A 25,456-nucleotide genomic window follows, 5' to 3' on the forward strand; every position below is an offset into this window, starting at 1 on the left:
AATTCAGTTTTAACAATTTATAAGGAATATTAGTAATAATAAGTGAAAATATTACATTTATTTTAATTAAAAATGAATTTAATATCAGTATTTTTGTAGTAGATTTTAACACGTTTTAAAACACGAATAAATTATAGTATTATGAATGTAAAAGATATATTAAATAATCTTGAAGCCAAACATCCAGGTGAACAAGAATATTTGCAAGCAGTGCATGAAGTGCTTGAGTCTATTGAAGGTATTTATAATGAAAACCCACAATATGAATCAGCAAAAATAATTGAGAGGTTAGTTGAGCCTGATCGAATTTTAACCTTTAGAGTTTCATGGGTAGATGATGCTGGAGATGTCCATGTGAATTTAGGGTATAGAGTGCAATTTAACAATGCAATTGGCCCTTATAAAGGAGGTCTGCGTTTTCACCCAAGTGTAAATTTAAGTATTCTTAAATTTTTAGGTTTTGAACAAACATTTAAAAATGCACTTACTACCTTACCAATGGGAGGTGGAAAAGGAGGATCAGATTTTAACCCAAAAGGAAAATCAGATGCTGAAATTATGCGTTTTTGTCAGGCATTTATGTTAGAATTATGGCGTGTTATCGGTCCAAGTACCGATGTACCTGCTGGAGATATAGGAACTGGTGGTAGAGAAATAGGATTTTTATACGGTATGTATAAAAAACTGCAGTTTGAAAACACAGGTGTTTTAACTGGAAAAGGATTAAATTGGGGAGGAAGCTTAATTAGACCTGAAGCTACTGGTTTTGGAGCAACATATTTTGCGAAAGAGATGTTAGACACTAAGAACGATACTTTTAAAGGAAAAACCGTTTCCGTTTCTGGCTTTGGTAATGTTGCTTGGGGTGTTGCTTTAAAAGTTACAGAACTTGGAGGAAAAGTAATTACAATTTCCGGTCCTGATGGTTATATTTTAGACGAAAAAGGATTAGATGAAGAAAAAATTGATTATTTATTAGCTCTTAGAGCTTCTAATAATGATATTGTTTCGCCATACATTGAAGAATTTCCAGAAGCTAAATTTATTCCAGGAAAAAAACCTTGGGAAGTTCCATGTGATATAGCAATGCCTAGTGCTATTCAAAATGAATTAAATGGTGATGATGCTGCCACATTAATTTCGAATGGTGTAAAATATGTTGTTGAAGTTTCTAATATGGGATGCACTCCTGAAGCTATTGAAGCATTTCACGAGAAACAAATACCTTTTGCACCAGGAAAAGCGGCTAATGCGGGTGGTGTTGGAGTTTCTGGATTAGAAATGTCTCAAAATGCAATGAAATTAAACTGGACACAAGATGAAGTCGATGCTAAATTACATCAAATAATGTCATCAATTCATGTTGCTTGTATGAAATACGGAACACAAGAAGATGGATTTATAGATTATGTAAAAGGAGCAAACATTGCCGGATTTATTAAAGTAGCTGATGCTATGTTAGATCAAGGTATTGTTTAAGTTACAAAACTTAATATTTTTAAAAGGGTTGCTAATTTAGCAACCCTTTTTATTTCTATATATGCAGTGATTTATCTTACACTAATTTGAATTGTAGTGTAATTATCGATTAGTTTATTCTATAAAAACTACTTAAAGCATTTGTTATATAAGTATGGTCATCAACTCCACTAGTTTCTCTAATGGAATGCATGGCCCACATTGGACTACCAATATCAACCGAACGAATTTCTAATTGCCCTGCAGAAACATTTCCCAAAGTACCACCACCTAACATATCAGATCGATTTACAAACTTTTGATAAGGTATTGTTGCTTCCTTGCAAATCATTTCAAAAACAGCACTTGAATCACTATCAGTTGTATACTTTTGGTTTCCTTCAATTTTAATTACGGGACCATTATTAATTATAGGTCTATTAATAGGGTCATGTTTATCTGGATGGTTTGGATGTAATGCATGGGCCATATCTGCACTTATCATAAAAGAATTATAAATTGATCGTTGAAAATCTTCTTCATTTTTATCTAGAACTATCGCAATACGTTTTAAAATATTTTTTAGAATTGGAGAACCGGCACCTTGTTTCGATCGGCTTCCAACTTCTTCATTATCAAATATGGCTAATACATTGGTTGATTTACAAACAGGAGCATCTACTATTGCAGTTAGTCCTGCGTGTACCATAGCTAAGTCATCTAATTTCCCTGATGAAATAAACTCTTTATTCAATCCTATAATACTACCTTTTGTAAAATCATATAAATTTAAATCTACCTCTAAAATATCTTCTACCGGTACGTTTATTTCCTTAGAAATAGTGCGAGCTAATAATAAATTTGTATTCAATTCTTTATTTATTATCGATGTTACAGGCAACATATCTACTTGCTTATTAAGAAAAACGCCTTCATTTACTGTACGGTTAAAATGAATAGGTAAATTAGGAATTACCAAGATAGGTTCTTTAATATTCACTAAATGCGTTAATGGATTTAGTAGATTTTTTCCTCTTACACTTACTCTTCCAGCCAATGATAAAGGTCTATCTAACCAAGTACTTAAAATTGGACCGCCATAGGTTTCTGTATTAAATTTTAAATAGTTGTCAGCAACTGAAATTTCAGGAGAAGGTTTAATTTTAAATGAAGGAGAATCAGAGTGAGCAGCCACAATTTTATAGCCAGACTCTTCAATTTTACCAGTACCAATTATAAATGCAAAAAGTGATGTGTTGTTTTGACTAACAAAGTACTTTCCACCTTTTTTAATCGTCCATTTTTTAGTAAGTTCAAGCTCTAAAAAACCATTTTTTATTAGTTCTTTTTTTGAATTATCAATTACATGATATGGGCTTGGACTGTCATAAATAAAATCGATTAAATTTTGGGCGTGTTTCTGTATTTTGTTCATTATATAAAATTCTAATTAATACACGAATATACTAAGAATTGGGATTAAAATAGAACGGAAAGTTTTGTAGTTTTATATGGTGGAAATAAATACACAACATCGCAAAATAATTCATATAGATATGGATGCATTTTATGCCTCTGTTGAGCAACTAGACAACCCTGATTTAAGAGGTAAGCCAGTAGCTGTTGGAGGAGGCGGAGAGCGAGGAGTTGTTTCAGCGGCTAGTTATGAAGCTCGTAAATTTAAGGTGCGTTCTGCAATGAGTGGTGTATTAGCAAAAAAAAATTGTCCTCACTTAGTATTTGTAAAACCAAGATTTGAGAGGTATAAGGAAATTTCTCAAAAAATTCGTGCTATTTTTTATGAATATACAGATTTGGTTGAACCGCTTTCACTTGATGAAGCCTATTTAGATGTTACTCAAAACAAAAAAGGAAATCCTTCAGCTAGTTTAATTGCTAAAGAGATAAGACAACGTATTTTTGATGAATTACACTTACGTGCTTCGGCAGGAATTTCTAACAGTAAATTTGTTGCTAAAATTGCCTCAGATATCAACAAACCAAATGGACAAAAAACAATTCCACCGGAAGAAGTTTTATCTTTTTTAGAAGAATTACCTATTGAGAAATTCTTTGGAATTGGGAAAGTAACCGCGGCAAAAATGTATAGTTTGGGGATTTTTAAAGGATTAGATTTAAAAGAAAAAACTGAAGAATTTTTAATACAACATTTCAAAAAATCAGGAAGTCATTATTACAAAATTGTTCGTGGAATTCAGCGGAATGAAGTGAAACCAAATCGTCTTAGAAAATCGGTTGCAGCAGAACATACATTTGCAAAAAACTTAACTTCCGAAATTTTTATGCTTGAAAAACTGAAGAAAATTTCAGAAGAATTGGAACATCGCCTACACAAATCTAAAGTTTCAGGTAAAACCGTTACTTTAAAAATAAAATACAGCGATTTTAAAACACAAACTCGTAGTAAAACGTTGCCTTATTTTGTAAAAGACAAAACAATTTTATATGAAACTGTAAAAGAATTGCTTTTTCAAGAAAAAGTAATGAACTCTGTACGTTTGCTAGGAATAGCTGTTACAAACTTAAATATTCACTCCAAAGAAATTGAAAAAGCAATTGATATTCAACTAAAATTTGAGTTTTAAGATTCTTCCAATGTATAAATCACATTTCGTTCTTTTAGATAATTTAGAATATAGTTAAAACAACGTTCGTGTTTTCCTACTAATTCTGGTGGGAAAACTCCCTTTTCACTAAACAAACCATCTAAAAACATATTTGCAGCTGCAGTTGCTGTATAACCCGTTGTTCTTGCCATTGATGAGGTTTGAGTTTTAGGACAGTATTCATCATGTAAATTGTAAACAATAGTTTTGTTTTCGCCTTTTTCGTTGGTTCCTTTTAAGGTAATTCGCATCACGGTAAGCTCTTCTTCCGTATCACCTAATTTCCATTCGTTAAATAAAACTTTCGAAGAAAACTCTAATGGCGAAATCTCAGTACCATTAATATTGATTTTTTCTTCATTAAAAAAACCACTTTCTTTCAACACTTTTATATATTCAATATGATCTGGATAACGAAGTGTTTTTTCCTTCATATTTTTGATATGAGGCATAGTAAAAATGATAGAACGCAGCCCGTCAGAATTAAAAGACTCCAATGTTCCAACATTTTCAAACTCAACAAATTCACAATCTGATAGTGCTTCTTTAACAACAATGTGACCGTTTTCTACATAGCGAGCCGGACGCGTATATTCTTCAATAACATCAATAGGTGAAAAAGGTGCTTTATAACTAAAAGGCCATTTTTTTATTTTTGGTAAACCACCAACTAAGCATTCGAAGTCTGTTAATTTCAATTTTTCATTATAGTACCCTAAAATAATATTTCCCATTCCAGGAGCAACACCACAATCTACAATGGCAGTTATATTTTTTTCTTTAGCAAGAGCATCTAATTCTAAAGAGTTTTCAGGAAAAAAAGAAATATCTACCACATTTTTTTCAGCTTCAATAATAGTTTTCATAGTTTCAAAACCTAAAAAACCAGGTACTGCACATATTACTAAATCAAAAGGTTTAATAGTTTTTTGAAGTATTGTTTTATGGGTTACATCTAAAATTTCAGGAATTAGTTTATCACATTTTTTAACCGCTTTTTCTAAAGCTTTTTCACTAAAATCTGTGATGGTTACTTGATGTTTTTTTGCCATATCAATAGCCATTGTGCTACCAACCATACCGGCACCTAATACAATTATATTGCTCATATTGTTTTTTGTAATTTAAAAATAAAAAAATGAAGTTTTTGAGGTACTGTGCTTACGAATATGTTAATCATTGTCCTTTGTACCATTTATTATCCTTGAAATAATTCCTTTTTGATCTGTAAATTCTGCTATTAACACACCTGCCAAATGGATGGCTATAAACGCTATCAGATAATAAATACCAAGTACATGGATTTCTTCCATGAGCTTTTTAAATTCTTTTGGTCCTAATTCTATAATAAGTCCAGTAGCAAGTGAAGTAATTACACAGAAATAAAAAATGATATATGCCCATTTCTGAAATTTCATTTTAGTTGATAGGTTTTTGTCAAAAGGATTTTGAATTTTCATATGTCCGAATGCAGGAAGTATAAAACGAATACTAAATAATCCAACCAATACATAACCAATGTAAATATGCCAATTCCACATAGGTTGTCTTATTTTTTTTGCTAATGCAATGAGTTGTTCCTGTGATAAAACCTGATTAGAATCTTTTAGGTAATCCTGTATAATAGCTGCCACATTATACTTATTCATCCACGTTAATCGTAAAAAAATTGTAAGTAGTAGTATCAAAAATGAAACAGCTATTGTCCAATGAATTATTCGGAATACTTTAGAATACTTTGTTTTTTTCATGATGTATATTTTAAGATGAAGCATAATGCTATATGTTAAAATTACAATTTATTTTCAATAAAATATTTTTTTATTCATTGTTTACATATCAAATCCTTGATTAAGTTTTAGAATCTAAAACTCATTTTAAAACGCAAATCTTAAAGAAATGTTTGGAGTAAATTCTAAAGATTTAATATTTATTTTTGTTGCTTTTGAATTATCGTTCTGATCCACAACATAATAAGAATCTAAAATTTGTTCTTTATTAAACACATTTAGTATACCAAATTTTACAGTAGAATTAATGGTTTGTGTTTTTAAAAAGAGGTAATTTATGGAGAAATCAACTCTACTATATGCTTTTAATCTTTCTTTATTTAAGGAAGCGTAATTAACGATGGTGAAATTTCCATCTTTTTTTGTTTCCTGCCCTGTATTTATGGTTGTAAAAGGTCTACCAGATTTTATAATACCACTAATAGAAGTGTTTAAACGCTTGTTAAAATGAAAATTAAAACCAATGGTTGAAGAATGCCTGATATCGTTGTTGCTTGGAAAATAGTTTTCATTTATTTGTTTAAATAATAAATCACTGTTACTTAAAGTATAGGATAACCAAAAATCTGCTTTTTTACTTCTTTGGTTCAATAAAACCTCTATACCGGTAGATTTTTGTTCCCCGTCCAATCTTTTATTTTGAATTTGATTTTGAAAACCTTGCCCAGATATTAAAATTCCATTGATGTTTTTATAAAAGAAATTTAAATCAATTAGCAATTTACTTTTTTTGAAAGTGCTTCCTAATGAAAATTGGGAGCTTTTAATTAAAGGTATATTTTCATCAGCCATAACCCATCTTCGGGTTTCAACACCTAAAAAATCATCCAAATAGTCAATTACTTGAGATGTATATTGCGATTTTGCTTCAAATTGAGTATTTATACTTAGGTTTTTATCAAAAGAATAGTTTACATTAATTCGTGGTTCAATAGTAGTTTGGTCAATTTTATCAAAATAATTAAACCGAACTCCGGTACGTACAAACCAACGATTATCTTTATAATTGGACTCTAAAAATGCTGAATGGTTTAGCATAACACTTCTTTGTATTCTGTTATACAATGGGTTATCTACATTAGTTCTACTTAAAACGCCTGTTTCATTTAATTGATATCCACTTTCTAAACTAAAATAATTGTTAAAGGTGTAATTTAAAGTTGTTTTTATTGAATTTTCAAGCACTTCATTTTCTTGAATTACCAATTGTTGTTGGTTATTTTGATAGTTGTTGGAAAGCAATGAATATTTGGTATAATATCCAGAAATTTTAGCAATTAGTTTACTGTTAATTTTTGAATTATAAGTAAGTCCAATGGCGTCCGAATTTTGTTTTATTTTATCTGCCAGATTACTTCCATCAACTTCATAATAATTAAGATCATTATTAATTTTAATATAATTTACTTTAAGATTGTTGTTGCTATTTAGGTTGTATAATAAACTAACATTTACGTCATAAAAGCTGAAATCGGAATTTGAAGTACTTGTTCCAACAGCACTATTTTGAAATGTTTTGTTAAAGTAGGAGTCATAAGTTGGAGTATTAAACCAATTGTTATTGGAGTTCCTAAAAGAGGTTTTTAGATTTAGTTTATCATTTACAGGCACTGTTATAAAACCATCATAAGATATAAAATTAGCACCAAACCCTCCTTTCAATATTTGAGTTAAAGCATTGTCTGTTTCTAACAACATGGTACTTGAAACACCATCATTATATTTAGCACTAGTTCCGTTTTTTATAATTGAAATATTTTTTGTTAAGTAAGGATTTACAGCAGAAATAAGTCCAAAAAAATGTGTTGGGTTGTACATTTTTATATTATCCCAAAAAATAACATTTTGATCGCTTACACCATTTCTCACATTTATATTGGAAATTGATTCATTGGGGCTTTCAACACCTGGAAGTATTTGAGAAGTTTGAAGTAAATCAGGTTCAACTTGACCAGATAAAATGTCAAAATTTTTAGTATCTAATTGAACCGTTCCATCTTTTAGTTTAGATAAACTGTTGGCTATATAGTTTTTAATAAAAACTTCGTTCAGTTCAATTTCTTCTTCAACCATAGTCAATTTTATACAGTCAGAGACTGGAGAAATTAACTCATTTACATTTTTTAGGATTGATTTATTCCCTAAATATTGAAATTTAATATTGTCTGAAATTTTTAAATTTTTTAAATAAAATATACCATTTTCATCAGAAGTTGAACCATATAATTTACCTGAAACTATTATTGAAGCCTTATTTATTGGGATGTTATTTTTATCAACGATGGTTCCGCATATTTCTATATTCTCTTGTTTTGGGGCAATTGAAATAAATCGCCCATCAATTTTTGTAGCAATTAAAAATGTTTGGGAATTTATATACGTAATTATTTCATTTAATGTTGAAATGTCCGAAATTTTTTCCTGAAGTTGAATATTTTCAATGTTTGAAATTACATAAGAAAATTTAACATCAAACTTATTTTCAACCAAGTTTAATTCTTCTAGAAAAGAAAAACTATTTTGTGAGTTTACTTTTAAGGAAGAGAACAGAATAATAAAAAGCGGCAGCCAAAATTTATTTCGATAAAATAATTTCATTATCATTTATTCGATAGTTAATATTCAAAGGTAATGTAATGGATTTAATTGCTGAATCTATATTGTTATTACTAAAGCCTCCGGTGAAAAGAACATTGGTATTTATTGCTTTTGAAATAATTTTCACTTTAAACTGCCTTTCAAATTCAGCCAAAACTTCGGTATATGACTCTTCTATAAAAGAGCTTTCATTATTTAACCATAAAGGCCCTGAACTTTCAGTTTTTTGTAGCTTTATTAAAGTGTTATTTGTTGTTAGTTGTGCGCTTTCTCCTTTTGCTAAAATAACTTTACTGTTGTTATGAGAAACGGCTACACTACCTTCATAGCAAAAAACTCTGAAAGAATTTTCCCTTGATTTCACATTAAATTTTGTACCTAAAACCTCTATAGTTCCTTGTTCAGTTTTAACATTAAAAGTACTACCTTTTTTTACGCTAAAATAAGCTTCACCATTCAATTTTAGTTGTCTTTTTGTTTTGAAAGAAGTTTTGCTGTAGGTTATTTGAGAAACTGCATTTAAGGTAACCGTTGATTCATCGGGTAAAACAAAACTCTTGTTTTCAGCAAAACCGGCTTTAAGGGTTTCTTGGTTAAAGTTGAATAGAAAATAAGTTATTCCAATCAATAGTGTAATTGATGCGGCAACTTTGAAAGCCAAGTTTCTGTTGAATGAAATTACTTTTGTTTTTTTCTTGGTGCGATTTGCAATTCGAGCTTTAAAATCTTGTAGTGCCACCGTTTCGTTTACTGAAGTTAAATTAATATTTTCAGCTTCTTCAACAATATTTTTATATAATTGATAGTCATCAGTTTTGTGAAATGCAACCAATTCTTCATCGGTCATTTCATCATTTAACCATTTTGATATGTTTTTTAAGTTTTTCATTCTATGTATATGACAACTAACTATTAATTAACCCTACCTTTAATTAAATTCTTCAATCTGTGATCTTAAAGCCAATAAGGCTTTACTCATTCTTTTTTCAACAGCTTTTACTGAGATCCCTAATAATTCAGCGATTTCTTTATATTTTTTACCTTCAACTCTATTTAATAAAAATACTTCACGACTAGCATCGGTTAAGTTAGCAATGGCTTTTTCAAGCTTATATTTAAACTCTTTTTGTCTTAAAGTGTCTTCAGGTGATTCTGTATCAATATATAAGTTTGTGGAATTATTTTCATAATTTTTAACCACCTTTTCATGCTTTTTAATGTTAAGAAATAAATTGCTGGCAATAGAAAATAAATAAGATTTTGCCTTGAGAAGGTCAAATTTATTGCAATTCTCCCATATTTTTATAAAGGCCTCTTGTACAATATCAAGCGCTTCATCTTTATTCTTGTTCTTTATAAGAATAAACCTAAAAACATGATTAACCTCTTGTTTATAAAACATGTCAAACTGTTTTTCATCACATAAATCGGTAAAATTCATAGGTATTCTTTTCTTTTAAGGATGCTACAAAAATAGAAATAAAATATGAATGAATAATTTTCATAAAAATAGAAGGAATTTATGTTTTTGTAAAAAAAAGTAAAATTTTAGGTAGGGTACTTTAAAAGAGAGTTGTCTTAGTAGTGTAAATCGGAAATATTTCGAATAAAAAATAAATAATAATTTAAAACTTACAATTATGAAAACAAGAAATTTATTTACAGCAACAATTTTAGTATTAGCAATCACCTTTTTAGCTTCTTGCTCTAATGACGATGATGCAACGTATGGCGATGAAAAAAGCCAAACCAATTTTTATATGACAGATGCACCAACAGATAATTCAAATGTTAAAGGTGTAATAGTAACAGTAGCAGATATAAAAGTTAATGGTGTTTCTTTAGAAGGTTTTACAAAAACAACTATAGATTTAATGCAATATCAAAATGGCATGACTAAGTTGTTAGGAAATTTAGAGTTAAATACGGGTACTTATTCAAACATTAGTATTTTATTAGATAATGAAACGGATGAGAGTGGTAATGCACCAGGTAGTTATGTTTTATTTACTGACGGTAGCTCGCAAGCAGTTGCTACTACAACAAATCAAATTAATATTAATGATTCTTTTGAAATTTTAGCCTCAACTACAAATGATATCGTTTTTGATTTTGATATTAGAAAATCTTTAGTTTTTGACACAAACGGAACTTTTAAATTTGTTTCAACCAGCGAACTTTCTAATAGTATAAGAGTTATAAACAAAGAAAAATCAAGTGATATTTCAGGAAATGCTAGTGATCCTGAAAATACTTCTGATAAAATTATAGTTTATGCTTATGAAAAAGGAAAGTATAATGCGAATACAGAAGAATCAGAACAAGGAAGTGGTGTTACATTTTCACACGCAGTAACGAGTTCTGTTGTTAGTAATATATCAGGAAGTTATGAATTAAATTTTTTAGAAGAAGGAGAATATGAATTACACTTTGTTTCATATACAGATAATGATAATAATGGAGAGTTTGAGTTTAATGGAGAGTTAATGGCTGAATCTATTACTGGTGCCGATTTAAATAATATTTCAATTAATTCGTCATTAAATTTAAACATTGCAGTTACATTAAAAACAAAATCATAATAAAAAAATTATAGAAATTAAATATCAATAATACACTGGTTGCATTAAAATTCTGATGCAGCCAGTTAAATAAAACTTTAAAAAATGAGAACATTAGTAATAATTTTAACCTTTGTAGTATCATTCAATATAAATGCACAAAGCACAAACAAAGTAGATAAAGATTCCTCATTTGGTATAAAAGGAGGCTATAATTTAGCTTCGGTTAGAAATGCTGATGGAGATGAAACAGATCAAAGGCAAGGATTTCATGTTGGTTTTTTTGGAGAATCATACCTAACAAATTTTTTAGCTATCCAAACAGAATTAACATACTCACAACAGGGTTATAAAATTGAAAACAGCAATTATAGGTTAGAGCAAAAAATTGATTATATTAACTTACCTTTAATGTTAAAACTATATCCTACGCAAGTCTTTTATTTGGAAGCCGGACCGCAAATTGGGTATGCAATTTCACATAAACAAGAAATTGAAACATTTGCGATAAACAACACAAATACCTACGAGCCTAATTCATTTGATTGGGGCGTAAATTTTGGAGTTGGTTTTAAATCAGAAACAGGCCTTATTTTAAGTGCAAGATATCACTATGGTTTGGGAAAAATCTATGAAGAAACTAGTGATTATAACAACGTATTACAAGTATCATTAGGATTTGAATTTTAATAATTGCATTTTAATGGCCATAAATTTATGAATTTTCCCTTCAATGTTATGATTCGAAAAAATCACATTTTCAAATTTATTTGAAGGGAATTTTAATAAATGAATCAATTAATAATTAAATTTGTTTTTTTACAACTCAATACATAACCAATGAAATTTTTTGTTAAAAAAATAGTTGCCATAGTTTTTTTATTATTCCTAACAATAGGTTGTTTAGAAGAAATAGATATTGATGAAGGTGAAAATCCGAATACAAACAACAGTAATTCGGAAACAACAAATCACTATAAAAGAATTGGAATGCATGATGGCTCTTTTGATGATATTATAGATAACAACTCTTGTAATTCGGTAGTATTACCAGTTTCTTTATTGGCCAATAATACACCTTTGACCCTTTCAAGCTCCTCAGATTATCAGTTGGTTATTGATATTTTTAATTTAACACCAATAAATACAGATACAATTGTTTTTAATTTTCCTATAACAATTATGAATCAAGATTATAGTCAAATTTCCATTACGAATGCATCTCAACTCGATGATTTATCTACGATATGTGATGTGGCAATTAATACTAATTTAAGCGCAATAAATTGTGTAGACATAATATACCCAATTAACATATCGTTATTTAATACTAATACAAATCAAACAACTATTATTTCAATTGATAAAGATCAAGATTTGTTCAACTTTATGGCTAATTTGTCGATAAATGAAGCTTATAGCGTTCAGTACCCTATAAAGACAACAATAACTGGCAATGTTAATTTAACAGTTAGCAGTGACAGTGAATTGAAATCAATAATAAATGATTGCATAAATTAATTCATTATTATATGTAGGGTTATAAAGCCTTTCTATTAAAAAATAAATTATTTTATAACTATAAAAATAACATACAGTAAATGAAAAATATTTTAAAAAGTATTGTTTTAATTGCATTCTTATTTTTGAGCTGCAGTAAAAATGATAATGTAGAGAATGTTTTAATTAATGACAATTATCCATATATAAAGCAAGTTGGTTATTCAGCAAACGATATTTTATCTGATAAAATATTTAAGAATATTTACTTTGAAGTGATGTATGTTGATGGTTTTAAACCAACGGACAATACGTTGAATAATCTTAAAAGTTTTATTGAATCTAGAACCTATAAAACAGCTATTGTAGTTGAAACAAGATTGATTGACATTTCCTTAAAGTCAATCTATTCAATGGATGATGTAAGAAATATAGAAGACGCTAATAAAACAATGTTTACCGATGAAAATCTATTGGTAATTTCTGCCCTTTTTTTAAATGGAAATTCATCGAGTAATACAGATACTGGAGTAGTGTTAGGAACGGCCTACAGAAACACCTCGTTTGTTATGTTTGAAGAAACCATACATTCTTTTTCTGACAGTCCTTTTGAGCCAAGTCGTGAAGTTTTGGAATCTACAGTAATGCTCCATGAATTTTGTCACTTATTAGGGTTGGTAAATATAGGCACTAATATGGTTGAAGATCATCAGGATACCGAACACGGAGCACATTGTACTGACCAAAACTGCTTAATGTATTATCAAGTTGAAAACGGAAAAAGTATTAAAGACATGATTGTTGGTGGTGCAATGCCACAATTAGATTTATTTTGTTTAGAAGATTTAAAAGCCAATGGAGGAAGATAAACAGGCTTAAATCTTAATAAAATAGATATTCTGTAGTTAAAATTTTTAATATAAATACAGTTAGCTTGTTTTTTAGGAAATAATTATAAAATTTGACTTGCCAAGAGTTTTTATCAGTAAGTTTTTGTGTATAAAAATAACATGTCTTAAACTTACAAAACATTTATTAACTAAAACAGTATTATTTTAGAAAGTGTTATAATACCTGTTATAAAAATTAGCAAAAGCACTATTGATTTAAATTTTTCTTCAGAAATGGCATTTAGTATTTTCTTTCCTAAATAAGTTCCAATAATACTTACTACGAATAAAATAGGAATTAAATATAAATCGTGTTTATGAACATAACCATTTGTAAAATAAACAATACTTCTGCTAAAATCAATTCCTAAATCTATAATAGCTGAGGTAGCTATAAATGTTTCCATTTTTAAACTAAATGCAGCTAAAGTAATTCCTCTTATTGCTCCTCCTGTTCCTATTATTCCTGCAATTAAACCAGAAAAAACACCTCCAAAAATAGAATTTTTCACAGTAGGTTTAATTACAATATTTTTAAATAAGAATAATGTTAAACTTGTTCCTATTAAAAATAAAGCTAGCAAAATTTCCAAAATATTAGATTTCATAAATTTACTATAATAAGCTCCAATGATTACAAAAATAATTGCCGGAATACCAATTGAAATAATTAGTTTTTTGTCAAATCCTTTTCTGAAAAAGGCAATTTTAGTAATATTACTTGACACATGAAAAATGGCTGTAATTCCTAAAACTGAATGAAAATCTAAAAAGAAACTTGCAATAGGAATAAAAAATAATGAAGAGCCAAACCCTCCAACAGTACCAAGAATTTCAGCAAGGAGTGCTAGAAAGATAAATAATAATAAATAATCCAAAATATTTTTTTAAAATTATTTTAATGGGATTATTAAAAAGCTGATTAAAGTTACAACTTTTTTAGTTATTTGAAGACTTATAATATTTCCCTTGCCAGCTATTTTTATCACTTAGTTTTTTATCTATTTTAGCAACAACTTCAAAGTTTTTCAAATGATTCCATTTTGGAGCTATAAGTAAATTTTGCGGTGTTTCACTTATAAAACGTTCAATAATAATATCGGGTCTTAAAAATCCAATAAAATCAGTTATAAAATCAATATATTTTTCGGAAGTAAATAGGTTAAAATTCTCAGGGTTTCTTTTGTATTGAACTTCCATTACCGAGTTTTTTACAATTTGCAAATGGTGTAGTTTTAAGGTGTTTATGGGCAATTTTGAAATTTTAGAAGCGTGATGCAACAATTCGCTTTTTGATTCACCAGGCAGTCCAATTATTAAATGTGCTCCTAAATGAAATCCTTTGTTTGTACAATTTTCAAAAGCCATTGCTGTTTCTTCAAAAGTATGACAACGGTTTACATTTTCTAAAGTTCTATTTAAAGTGCTTTCAACACCAAATTCTAATGAAATGAAGTATTTTTTAGATAAAAAAGATAAATAATCAATAATTTCTTGTGAAATACAATCAGGTCTGGTGCCAATTACTAAGCCAATCACTCCTTCAACATTTAAGGCCTCTTCATATAGTTGTTTGAGCGATTCCAAATTAGTGTAGGTATTTGTATACGCTTGAAAATAAGCTAGGTATTGTTGTGTTTTATATTTTTTACCAAAAAAGGAAATGCCTTGTTCTAATTGCTCTTTAATGCTTTTTGTAGGTTCGCAATAATCTGGATTAAACGTATTGTTATTGCAATAAGTACAACCTCCATATCCTTTTGAACCATCTCTGTTAGGACATGAAAAACCAATATCTAAAGATATTTTTTGAACTCTTTCACCAAAAGTGGATTTGATGAATGAAGAATAATCTAAGTAACGTTTTCCTACAAATTGCATCTAAAAAATTGTTTTACAAAATTATCAAAAGAAGTTGAATTGCGTTACATTTACTTAGTAATTATGAAGAATATCTTGGAAATTAAAAAGAAATTATACGAAGCCTGTTTGTTGTTTGTTGAAGAAAAAAGCCACACAGTTGTATCAATTATTGAATCTAATAAAAAAGCATTGTTTTCTGAAACAAAAAGTTCGGCAGGAGATAAACATGAAACTGGCAGAGCTATGTTGCAATTAGAAATGGAAAAAGCAAGTCAGCAATTAGCGTCTATTGTTGAAATGAAAGAAACTCTAGCGAAAATTCCAACTAAAAAAACTTCAGAGATTATATGTTTAGGAAGCTTAATTCAAACAACAAAAGCGAATTACTATTTAACTATAAGTGTAGGTAAAATTACTATTGAAAATAAAGATTATTTTGCTGTTTCAATTGATTCACCAATAGGGAAACAATTGTTGGGTAAAAAAAATGGGGATTTCATTGCTTTTAACGAAGCAGAGATTTTGAGCGTGTTTTAATATATATGGTTTAAGAACACAGTTGCATAATTAGTAAATTGGCATATTTGAATTTGTAGTTGAGTAGATTTTTTAATTTTTGATTACTTACAATTTTAATGGTTCTATTTTCATTTTCTTTAAAAACAGGAAGTTCTAAATTACAATCCGAAAAAGCTTTGGTATAAAAATCTCTCCTTGTTGGATGGCTATCTGCACAGGCATTGAATACTTCATTCCAAATATTTTGTAATAGAATTTGTTCAATGATGTTAATACAATCATCTCGATGAATCATATTCACATATCCCTCGGGATTGGGTATGGGCCTTCCGTTTTTAAAAAAGAAGGCTGGCTTTCTTTGGTATCCAAACAAACCAGCAAATCGTATTATGGTAGTTTCAGAATTTGGATTCTTATGAAACAACTGTTCAATATTTGCTAAATCGCATTCCTTTAAAGGATTGTTTTCTGTAATGATGTCTTCTGAATTATGATATACAGAAGTTGAGCTAATAAAAATGATTTTTTTAATAGTAGATTTTTCTATAAATGAAATTAATTGTTTAAAACCTTCAATGTTTTTTGAAGGAATTGCAACAATTAATATTTCAGCACTTAAAAAAGATGAAATTTGATCACTAAGATTTTCTAATGATAAAATAAAAGCATTTATACCACCTGAAACAAAGGTAGAAATTTTTGATTCGGAAGTAGTAGAACCATTAACTGAATATCCTTTTTTGATTAAAGAATAAGCTAATGGCTCTCCTAGCCAACCACATCCAAAAAGACTAATTTTCTTATTCATTCTTGGACTGTTTAATCTATATTAACCTTTAATTTTTGTTTTACTTGGCAATTCTTTATACCCCATATTATAGAAAGTAAAACCAAAAATATCAGCATATTGTTCTATTGTTTTTGAAACAGGTGTTCCAGCTCCGTGACCAGCATTTGTTTCAATTCTAATTACGGTTGGATTATTTCCTTGCTGTTTAGATTGTAATTCTGCAGCAAACTTAAATGAATGTGCAGGTACAACTCTATCATCATGGTCACCAGTAGTTACTAAAGTTGCAGGATATTCAACACCTTCTTTAATGGTATGAACAGGTGAATACCCTTTCAAATATTCAAACATTTCTTTTGAATCTTCGGCAGTTCCATAATCATAAGCCCAACCAGCTCCAGCGGTAAATGTGTGATATCTAAGCATATCCATAACGCCAACGGCAGGTAAGGCAACTTTCATTAATTCTGGTCGCTGAGTCATAGTTGCTCCAACTAATAAGCCGCCATTAGAACCACCTCTAATTGCTAAATAGTCTGAAGAAGTATAATTATTTTCAATTAAATATTCTGCAGCGGCAATAAAGTCATCAAAAACATTTTGTTTTTGCATTTTAGTTCCTGCTTTATGCCAAGATTTACCATATTCACCACCACCACGTAAATTAGGAACAGCGTAAATACCACCTTGCTCCATCCAAACTGCATTAGTAATACTAAAAGAAGGAGTTAAACTAATATTAAACCCTCCATAACCATACAAAATAGTTGGATTTTTTCCATTTAACTCTGTTCCTTTTTTGTATGAAATAAGCATAGGAATTTTAGTTCCGTCTTTAGAAGTGTAAAATATTTGTTTAGATTCATAGCCGTCAGAATCAAAATCAATAGCAGGTTTTTTATACAATTCTGAAACTCCATTAGTAGGTTTAAATGAATAAATTGAACCAGGAGTTATATAATTTGAAAACGAGTAATAAATGGTTTCTGCATTAAATTTACCGCCAAAACCACCAGCAGTTCCAATGCCAGGAAGTTCAATATCTCTAATTAATTTTCCATTAAAATCATATTGTTTTATTTGAGAAACAGCATCAACCATGTAATTTGTAAAAATAAATCCACTTGCAGTAGAAGGTGATAATACATTTTTAGTTTCAGGAATTACATCAACCCAGTTTTCTGAACTTGGCTTGTTACTGTTCACCTTTACAATGCGTTTATTTGGAGCATTTAAATTAGTCACTAATAACAATGTTTCACCCCTATTATCTAGCACATATGTATCATATTCAAATCCTTTAATTACAGGAATTATTTTACCATTTGGTTTTGATAAATCTCGAAGATATAATTCGTTTCCTGAGGTAGATTTAGAGGCCCTTATAGATAAAAATCGACCGTCTTCAGTAACGGAACCATTTACATATCTAAACTTCTCAGTATTACCAAAAATAATAGCATCATCAAATTGTTTGGTCCCTATTTTGTGATAAAATAATCTATGTTGATCAGTTTTTGCTGAAAGTTCACTTCCTTTTGGTTTTTCGTAGCTTGAATAATAGAAACCTTCGTTTCCTTTCCATGACATTCCACTAAATTTAACATCAATAATAGTATCTTCTTTTATTTCTTTCGTAATAGCATCCATTATAATTATTTTACGCCAATCTGAGCCACCTTCAGAAATTGCATAAGCAAGCGTATTTCCATCTTTTGAAAAGGATAAACCACCTAATGAAGTTGTTCCATCTTCAGAAAAAGTATTGGGATCTAAAAAAACTTCAGGATCTTCATTTTCTTTATGTCTATAAATAACATATTGATTTTGTAAACCGTTATTTTTGTAGAAATACGTGTATTCACCTTCTTTAAAGGGAGCTCCAATTTTTTCATAATTCCATAATTTTTCTAACCTATTTTTTAATTCTTCACGATATGGAATATTGGCTAAATAATCAAATGTAACTTGATTTTGAGCAGTAACCCATTCAGCAGTTTCTTCAGACATATCATCTTCTAGCCATCGATAAGGGTCTTTAACTTGTGTTCCAAAATAGTTTGTAACAGTATCAACTTGTTTTGTAATAGGGTAGTTCAATTTCACTTCATTTTTTGCAGAGTCAGAATTTTTACAAGAAAGTATAAAAACACTAATCATTGTTAATAAAAGAATTTTTTTCATTGTTCGTTTTTTTTGAATTTAACAAATTTAATTAAAAAAGGCGTACTCAATTGAGTATGCCTATTAATTTAAGTTTTATTTAAGAACAAAAAGATTAAAATAATGTTTTAAACTTTTTCCAATTTGCATACATTAAAATAATATTCAGAATTGCTACTACAGCAGCTAGAATAATTCCGGCTGGTGCTAATACCAAATGAAAAAGTATAATATTTGTTGAAATAATAGCAGTCAAAATCAAAGCAAGCCCTGTCCATTTATTAATTATTAAAAGTAGTCCAGCTACAACTTCTGTTACACCAATCAAAGGAAACATGTAACCAGAATTTATGAGTGCCCCCATAAAATCTGCTGGAGGACCTTCCATAGTTGGCATTGGAAGAAAATGAAAAAATTTATTAGCTCCAAAAACTACTAAAATTAGTCCTAAAAGTAATCTAAACACCATGGTTAATTTCGAGTTCATAATAATTAAAGTTTTAGTTTATAATTAGTTAATTAATTTGTTAAATTACAAAATTAATTACAGATGTAACTTAAGTTACTGTTGTATTGTAAGTTTTTATGTCACTTTGCCGTCAAATAGAGTGGCATTAATATTGCTATATTATTAAAAAATAAATTTAAAAGTAATGACTGAATTATTGACAAAACAAGCCTTTTTGGATAAGGTTTTTAATTTCGAAACAAATAAAGAGTGGAAGTTTGAAGGTGATTTACCTTGTATTATTGATTTTTATGCAGATTGGTGTGGACCGTGTAAAGCTGTAGCACCAGTTTTAGAAGAACTTAGTAATGAATATGAAGGTAAAATAAACATCTATAAAGTAGATACTGAAGCGGAACAAGAATTAGCAGCTGCATTTGGTATTAGAAGTATTCCTTCTATACTATTTGTTCCTAAAGATGCAGAACCTCAAATGGCACAAGGAGCACTTCCAAAACACCAATTAGAGCAAATTATTGGAGATGTTTTAAAAGCATCTAAATAATCTTAATAAACCCAAAAAAATGAAGCCGCACATTGTGCGGTTTTTTTATTAACAAAAATTGAAGTGCAAAGTAGCAATCTATTTTTTCAATACTCTTCATAATTATAGATTACCTTTACTAAGAATTAGTTAACAAATTAAATTTCACCGAAAAAAATAGGAGTGAACATGAAAAAAGCATTTAAAATAATTGGAGTCATCATATTGATTTTTGCCATCGCACTTGTGGCCACTCCATATTTATTTAAAGGGAAAATCAAGCAATTGGTAATAAAATCAATCAATAAAAATGTCGATGCTGTTGTGGCTTTTAATGATGTTGATTTGAGTTTACTAAAAAACTTTCCGAAAACCACTGTTATTATTGATGATTTAAGTATTGTAAATAAGGCTCCTTTTGAAAATGACACCTTGTTTTATTCTGAAACTTTCACCCTTAAAATGAGTATTAAAGAGCTTTTTAAAGGAACAGGAGAACCAAAAAGTATAGATGCTTTTAGCAGTGAAAATGGAAAGGTGAATGTTATTTTTAATAATGATGGTCTAGCAAATTATGACATTGCCTTAAAAGATAAAAATGAAAGGGATAGTATTGAAAATAATGACTTTGCTCTAAATTTTCAGCATTATAATATTAAAAATCTTCGCTTCACCTATTTTGATGAAGCATCTAAAATGAGTGTTATTCTTGATAGCATTAACCATGAAGGAAGCGGTGATTTTAAAAATAAAATTTTAGAGTTAGACACTAAATCTACCGCAAAATTGGCTGTTTCTATAGATCAGAAAAACTATTTGAATAACATAGCCTTATCACTTGATGCGTTACTGGGAATGGATTTAGAAAATTTTAAATATACATTTAAGGAAAATGAAGCTTTGGTTAATTTGCTTCCAATTGCGTTCGATGGGTTTATTCAGATAACAGACGTTGGACAATTGTATGACCTGAAATTTAAAACACCTACATCATCATTTATAAACTTTTTGGGGTTAATTCCTGAAATGTATTCAGGGAAGTTGGAAAATGTAAAAACATCAGGTGATTTTAAGGTTAACGGAATTATAAAAGGCAGCTATTCTGAAACAACAATTCCAGCATTTGATATTGAAATTGCTTCAAACAATGCATCATTTCAATATCCTAATTTACCAAAATCTGTAAAAAATATAGTGATAGATTCCCGTATTGTAAACAAAACGGGAATACTTAACGACACATATGTAAACCTTGATAAGTTATCGTATACCATTGATCAGGATATGTTTACTGCAAAATCAACCATTCAAAACATTATGGAAAATCCAATGATTGATGCAGAACTTAAAGGAATTGTTAACTTGGAAAATGTTTCAAAAGCTTATCCTATAAAATTAGAAAAACCTTTAACCGGAATTTTAAAAGCAGATGTGGTAACACGTTTTGACATGAAATCGGTTGAAGCAGGCAAGTACCAAAACATTCAAAATTCGGGAACCATTACCGTAACTGACTTTAATTATGAAAGTAAGGAAATGGCAAAACCATTTAAAATTAAACAAGCTGCCATTGCTTTTAATCCAAAAGAAATTCGTTTAAATAAATTTGATGGGGAAACCGGAAATTCCGATTTTCATGTGACTGGAAGTTTGGATAATTTTTATGGGTTTCTTTTTAATAATCAGGTGCTGAAGGGAAATTTTGATATGACTTCCCATCAATTTGAAGTTGCTGATTTTATGGAAACTAAGAAAGACACTACTTCAACTAAAACAAGTAAAGAAGCACTTAAAATACCTGCATTTTTAGATGTTACAATGGTCGCCAAAGCAACAACAGTAGTTTATGACAATTTAAATTTGAAAGAAGTTTCAGGAAATTTGGTAATTAAAGATCAAGCCGTTTCATTAAGTAATTTAAAAATGAATGCTTTTGGAGGGGAAATAGCGTTAAGCGGTATGGTTTCAACCAAAGAAGAAACACCTAAATTTGAAATGAATTTAGGCTTAAATTCCTTGAATATTTCAGAATCTTTTACGCAACTAGCGATGTTAAAAGCCATTGCGCCAATAGCCAATTCAGTTATAGGTAAGCTAAATTCCACTATAAAATTATCGGGAGATTTAACCAATAATTTGACGCCTAATCTAAAAACAATTTCAGGGAATTTGATTGGTCAATTGTTGGAATCTAAATTAAAACCTTCCAATTCACAATTGCTTACCGCTTTAAGTTCAAATGTGAAATTTATTGATCTTGAAAAGTTGAATTTCGATGCTTTGAAAATGGTATTAAATTTTAAAGACGGAAAAGTAGAAATTAATCCTTTTACGCTTAAATATCAAGATATTAATATTGAAGTTGCAGGTTCACACGGTTTTGATCAAAGTATGGCATATAACTTAAAATTTGATGTTCCAGCAAAATATTTAGGTTCGGAAGTCACTAATTTAATTTCAAAATTAAAGCCTGCAAATGTAGCAAAAATTGAAAATCTTCCAATTAACGCTCTTCTATCAGGAAGTTTTGCTAATCCGAAAGTTTCAACAGACATGAAACAGGCTACAACCAATTTAGTAACGCAATTAGTAGAAATGCAAAAAGGAAAACTGATTAATCAGGCAACCGAGGCTTTAGGCAACTTAATTCCGGGTAAAACGAAAGTTGATACTACAATAACTAAGAGTGTAGATACTATAAAAAAGGAAACGCCGATTAAAGAGCCATTAAATAAAGTAAAGGACAGTATTGTTAAAAACACTTTAAATAATTTGTTTAAAAAGAAAAGTAAAACCTAGTTTTTTTTGACTTTGTTCACAACGTTCTATTTTTTAATATCAATAAAAAGGCTAAAATTTTAGTTTAAACCAATCCGTTTTCAATTAAATATTCACCAATTTGAATGGTATTTGTTGCAGCTCCTTTTCGTAAATTATCCGATACAATCCACATATTTAGAGTATTCGGTTGTGATTCATCTCTTCTAATTCTTCCAACAAATACTTCATCTTTATTGTGCGCATATATGGGCATTGGATAGGTATTTGTATCTAAATTATCTTGTACAATTACCCCTGGAGTTTCGTGTAATAGTTTACGAACCTCATTTAAATCAAAATCATTTTCAAATTGAACATTTACTGCTTCTGAATGACCTCCAGCAGTTGGAATACGAACTGCAGTTGCCGTTACTGAAAAAGATTCGTCACCTAAAATTTTCTTAGGTTCTTTCACTAATTTCATTTCTTCTTTGGTATATCCATTCTCTAAAAAAACATCGCATTGCGGAATGGCATTTCTATTAATTGGGTAATGATAGGCCATCTCACCTTTTATGCCTTTTGCTTCATTTTCAAGTTGTTGAACTGCTTTTACACCAGTTCCTGAAACCGATTGGTACGTAGAAATCACCACACGTTTCATAGTGTACTTTTTATGTAAAGGAGCTAATGCCATTACTAATTGAATGGTTGAACAATTTGGGTTTGCAATAATTTTATCTTCTTTAGTCAACAGATTTCCATTAATTTCGGGAACTACTAATTTTTTTGTAGGATCCATTCTCCAAGCTGAGGAGTTATCAATAACTGTAGTGCCAACTTCAGCAAATTTTGGCGCCCAAATTTCAGAAGTAGTTCCTCCGGCAGAAAATAAAGCGATATCAGGCTTGGTATCAACAGCATCTTGTAATCCAATAATTGTATAGTCAACTCCCTTGTAGGAAATTTTTTTACCAACAGATCTTTCTGATGCCACCAAAATTAATTCAGTAATTGGAAAATTCCGTTCTTCTAAAACTTTCAACATTACATTTCCTACCATTCCGGTTGCACCTACAACTGCTACTCTCATTCTTTCTAATTTTATATGTTTAATTTGTATGCAAATTTTATAAAAAAATGTAAGAACAAGCATTAAATAATTAAAAATTAACAAATAAACATTTTTTTGTTAAAATTTAAATCTAAAACAATTAGTTTCGTTGAACTTTTAATTAAATGAAGATTTCACTTTTAGGTATAATTTTTGATGCATAAGAAAAAACTACATATGAGAAATTTTATACTTTTTTTATTCTTTTCATTTTCAACATTTTTATCCTTTTCGCAATATATTGAAGGAAAAGTATTAGATGCAACTACCAATGAACCTATTAAAGGTGTGAATGTATTTATGGAAGGAATTGGTAGAGGTGCAGTAACAAATGAAAAAGGAAATTATTATTTAAAATTCCCATATAGAATTGTAAAAAATGACATTATAACTTTTTCACATATTACATATGGCGAATTAAAAGTACCTTATATTCAAAAGAAAAAAAATTACTCTGTAAGCTTACTAGTAGATTTAAAAAAGTTAGAAGAAGTAAGAATTTCTGAAAGAAGAAACTTAAAAAAAAGTATTTCATACAAAAAACTTTCTTCCATGAAAAGTGCTGTTCATTCTTTTGGGGCGATGTTAAAAGACAATAAAATTTATGTAGTAGGTGGAGATGTTTCGTTTGAAGAAAATTACCTCAAAAAATTAATGGAATATGATCCAGACAGAGCGCTTCAAAAATTTATGAATGGGACAGCTAGAAATTTTAATAAACAAGGCTATAGTGGAAATTTGCAAGTGTATACTATAGAAACAGATACTTGGCTATTAGATAAATCAAAGTTTAGAAAAAGAGCCTACCACAATTTAAATTATTACAATGATAAAATATATGTAGTAGGAGGTAAAAACTTAATGAGACACGGAGTTCATTATAGGGAATATTTAGATGATAACATTGAAGTTTTTAATATAGAAAAAGATACAACTTTTATTGATAAAACAAACCCACACCAAGCAATAGATTTTGCATCATTCACTTATGATGATACTATGATTTTAATAGGTGGATCACTAAAAATGAAAAATAATGGATTTAAAGAGTATTCTAACAAAGTTCATTTATACAATTTAAAATCAGGATATTGGTACGAACTAGGAAATATGCCGGTAGCAAAAGAGACACAAGGTGTTTTAATTAAAGATAAAATTTATTTAGTTGGTGGTTTTAATGATAAGCCATTGTCATCAATAGAGTCATTTGATTTGAAAACTCAAAAATGGAAAAAAGAAGGAGACCTTTTTTATGGAATTAGTAAACCAGCAATAACCCATAACAACAATATAATTTATTTTTTCAACAAAGGTAAAATAAGCACTTATAATATTTTAACTAAAGAACTAAATGAGTATTCAATTGAGCTATCAATAGAAGGTTCAGAAATGTATTATAATAATAATATATTATATATATTTGGAGGTTTTAAAGGTACAAATTTTTCTATTTTTCCTTCATCTCAACTTTTTAGTATTAATCTAGATGAATTTGAGAAAACAAAAATTCAAAATTCAAAAACACTTTAATACGTATTTAACTAATTTCATTCAATTTTAAAACCATTATTCTATTGAAAAACTAAGTAGTTATTATAAAATATGTAATTTTGCAAAAAATCAAAAAAAGAATGACTACTACTGGAAAAATAGAATTAATGGCGCCTGCCGGAAATTTTGAATCGTTACAAGCAGCTTTAGATAACGGTGCAGATTCAATTTATTTTGGTGTTGAGCAATTAAATATGCGTGCAAGAGCATCTATAAACTTTACCCTAGATGATTTACAAGAAATTTCCGACAGATGTAAAGCTAAGAATGTAAGAACATA

At 29.1% G+C, this 25,456-nt stretch carries 22 protein-coding genes and 1 pseudogene; 11 read left to right on the top strand and 12 right to left on the bottom strand.

What is annotated here, in order from left to right; genetic code table 11:
- Positions 1–141 precede the first annotated feature (141 nt).
- Entirely contained in the window at positions 142–1,479 is a 1,338-nt protein-coding gene (gene gdhA, locus HKP59_RS08790; protein WP_291805826.1) for an NADP-specific glutamate dehydrogenase, read from the top strand.
- A gap of 109 nt (positions 1,480–1,588) precedes the next feature.
- On the opposite strand, the gene HKP59_RS08795 is transcribed toward gdhA, so the two are convergent.
- Positions 1,589–2,893 carry a M18 family aminopeptidase gene (locus HKP59_RS08795; RefSeq protein ID WP_291805830.1) on the bottom strand — a complete coding sequence of 435 codons (1,305 nt, stop codon included), beginning with the start codon at positions 2,891–2,893 and terminating at the stop codon, positions 1,589–1,591.
- A 76-nt stretch (positions 2,894–2,969) separates the two neighbouring features.
- Between HKP59_RS08795 and dinB the strand changes: the two genes are divergently transcribed.
- Complete coding sequence (gene dinB, locus HKP59_RS08800) at positions 2,970–4,064, top strand: DNA polymerase IV (protein WP_291805832.1); 1,095 nt, start codon at positions 2,970–2,972, stop codon at positions 4,062–4,064.
- Here the strand turns inward: dinB and HKP59_RS08805 are convergent.
- From HKP59_RS08805 to HKP59_RS08825, 5 genes are all read right to left on the bottom strand, one after another.
- Complete coding sequence (locus HKP59_RS08805; RefSeq protein ID WP_291805835.1) at positions 4,061–5,194, bottom strand: saccharopine dehydrogenase C-terminal domain-containing protein; 1,134 nt, start codon at positions 5,192–5,194, stop codon at positions 4,061–4,063. The two genes, dinB and HKP59_RS08805, sit on opposite strands and share 4 nt — an antisense overlap.
- A 63-nt stretch (positions 5,195–5,257) precedes the next feature.
- Positions 5,258–5,836 (bottom strand): cytochrome b/b6 domain-containing protein, encoded by a 579-nt coding sequence (locus HKP59_RS08810; RefSeq protein WP_291805838.1) that lies wholly within the window; start codon positions 5,834–5,836, stop codon positions 5,258–5,260.
- 126 nt (positions 5,837–5,962) lie between these two features.
- The gene (locus HKP59_RS08815; protein WP_291805841.1) at positions 5,963–8,473 is read right to left on the bottom strand and encodes a carboxypeptidase-like regulatory domain-containing protein; all 2,511 of its coding nucleotides are present in this window, start codon (positions 8,471–8,473) and stop codon (positions 5,963–5,965) included.
- Positions 8,451–9,362, bottom strand: coding sequence for a FecR family protein (locus tag HKP59_RS08820; RefSeq protein ID WP_291805844.1), 912 nt, complete (start codon positions 9,360–9,362; stop codon positions 8,451–8,453). The genes HKP59_RS08815 and HKP59_RS08820 overlap by 23 nt, the downstream gene beginning before the upstream one ends.
- 39 nt (positions 9,363–9,401) lie before the next feature.
- Positions 9,402–9,914 carry a sigma-70 family RNA polymerase sigma factor gene (locus tag HKP59_RS08825; protein WP_291805847.1) on the bottom strand — a complete coding sequence of 171 codons (513 nt, stop codon included), beginning with the start codon at positions 9,912–9,914 and terminating at the stop codon, positions 9,402–9,404.
- 199 nt (positions 9,915–10,113) lie between these two features.
- Between HKP59_RS08825 and HKP59_RS08830 the strand changes: the two genes are divergently transcribed.
- The 4 genes from HKP59_RS08830 (at position 10,114) to HKP59_RS08845 (ending at position 13,403) form a co-directional block, all read left to right on the top strand.
- On the top strand, positions 10,114–11,055 hold the full coding sequence (locus HKP59_RS08830) for a DUF4382 domain-containing protein (RefSeq protein ID WP_291805850.1): 942 nt from the start codon (positions 10,114–10,116) through the stop codon (positions 11,053–11,055).
- 84 nt (positions 11,056–11,139) lie between these two features.
- The gene (locus HKP59_RS08835; RefSeq protein ID WP_291805853.1) at positions 11,140–11,724 is read left to right on the top strand and encodes a porin family protein; all 585 of its coding nucleotides are present in this window, start codon (positions 11,140–11,142) and stop codon (positions 11,722–11,724) included.
- 150 nt (positions 11,725–11,874) lie between these two features.
- Positions 11,875–12,555, top strand: coding sequence for a hypothetical protein (locus HKP59_RS08840; protein WP_291805855.1), 681 nt, complete (start codon positions 11,875–11,877; stop codon positions 12,553–12,555).
- An 80-nt stretch (positions 12,556–12,635) separates the two neighbouring features.
- Positions 12,636–13,403: a membrane metalloprotease gene (locus HKP59_RS08845; protein WP_291805858.1), complete on the top strand. Its 768-nt coding sequence runs from the start codon at positions 12,636–12,638 to the stop codon at positions 13,401–13,403.
- 170 nt (positions 13,404–13,573) lie between these two features.
- On the opposite strand, the gene HKP59_RS08850 is transcribed toward HKP59_RS08845, so the two are convergent.
- Together HKP59_RS08850 and HKP59_RS08855 are read right to left on the bottom strand one after the other, a co-directional pair.
- Positions 13,574–14,302, bottom strand: a complete 729-nt coding sequence (locus HKP59_RS08850; protein ID WP_363289079.1) for a sulfite exporter TauE/SafE family protein — start codon at positions 14,300–14,302, stop codon at positions 13,574–13,576.
- A gap of 61 nt (positions 14,303–14,363) precedes the next feature.
- Positions 14,364–15,305, bottom strand: coding sequence for a TIGR01212 family radical SAM protein (locus HKP59_RS08855; protein ID WP_291805861.1), 942 nt, complete (start codon positions 15,303–15,305; stop codon positions 14,364–14,366).
- A 63-nt stretch (positions 15,306–15,368) separates the two neighbouring features.
- On the opposite strand from HKP59_RS08855, the gene HKP59_RS08860 reads away from it, so the two are divergent.
- Positions 15,369–15,824, top strand: a complete 456-nt coding sequence (locus tag HKP59_RS08860) for a 3-oxoacyl-ACP synthase (RefSeq protein WP_291805865.1) — start codon at positions 15,369–15,371, stop codon at positions 15,822–15,824.
- A 10-nt stretch (positions 15,825–15,834) separates the two neighbouring features.
- Here the strand turns inward: HKP59_RS08860 and HKP59_RS08865 are convergent, their stop codons facing one another.
- The 3 genes from HKP59_RS08865 to HKP59_RS08875 form a co-directional block, all read right to left on the bottom strand.
- Complete coding sequence (locus HKP59_RS08865) at positions 15,835–16,614, bottom strand: NAD(P)-binding domain-containing protein (protein ID WP_291805867.1); 780 nt, start codon at positions 16,612–16,614, stop codon at positions 15,835–15,837.
- A 21-nt stretch (positions 16,615–16,635) separates the two neighbouring features.
- Entirely contained in the window at positions 16,636–18,780 is a 2,145-nt protein-coding gene (locus HKP59_RS08870) for a prolyl oligopeptidase family serine peptidase (RefSeq protein ID WP_291805870.1), read from the bottom strand.
- Positions 18,781–18,874: 94 nt separating this feature from the next.
- Entirely contained in the window at positions 18,875–19,246 is a 372-nt protein-coding gene (locus HKP59_RS08875; RefSeq protein WP_291805873.1) for a DoxX family membrane protein, read from the bottom strand.
- Between the two features lie 166 nt (positions 19,247–19,412).
- On the opposite strand from HKP59_RS08875, the gene trxA reads away from it, so the two are divergent.
- Together trxA and HKP59_RS08885 are read left to right on the top strand one after the other, a co-directional pair.
- Complete coding sequence (gene trxA, locus HKP59_RS08880) at positions 19,413–19,772, top strand: thioredoxin (protein ID WP_291805876.1); 360 nt, start codon at positions 19,413–19,415, stop codon at positions 19,770–19,772.
- Positions 19,773–19,940: 168 nt separating this feature from the next.
- Positions 19,941–22,550, top strand: a complete 2,610-nt coding sequence (locus HKP59_RS08885; protein ID WP_291805878.1) for an AsmA-like C-terminal region-containing protein — start codon at positions 19,941–19,943, stop codon at positions 22,548–22,550.
- A 64-nt stretch (positions 22,551–22,614) separates the two neighbouring features.
- Here the strand turns inward: HKP59_RS08885 and HKP59_RS08890 are convergent, their stop codons facing one another.
- On the bottom strand, positions 22,615–23,604 hold the full coding sequence (locus tag HKP59_RS08890; protein ID WP_291805881.1) for an aspartate-semialdehyde dehydrogenase: 990 nt from the start codon (positions 23,602–23,604) through the stop codon (positions 22,615–22,617).
- Positions 23,605–23,802: 198 nt separating this feature from the next.
- Between HKP59_RS08890 and HKP59_RS08895 the strand changes: the two genes are divergently transcribed.
- Entirely contained in the window at positions 23,803–25,155 is a 1,353-nt protein-coding gene (locus HKP59_RS08895; RefSeq protein ID WP_291805884.1) for a kelch repeat-containing protein, read from the top strand.
- Positions 25,156–25,256: 101 nt separating this feature from the next.
- Positions 25,257–25,456, top strand: a pseudogene (locus HKP59_RS08900) (U32 family peptidase); the annotation flags it as partial.

The sequence above is a fragment of the Lutibacter sp. genome (genome assembly GCF_013041805.1).
Classification (GTDB): domain Bacteria; phylum Bacteroidota; class Bacteroidia; order Flavobacteriales; family Flavobacteriaceae; genus Lutibacter.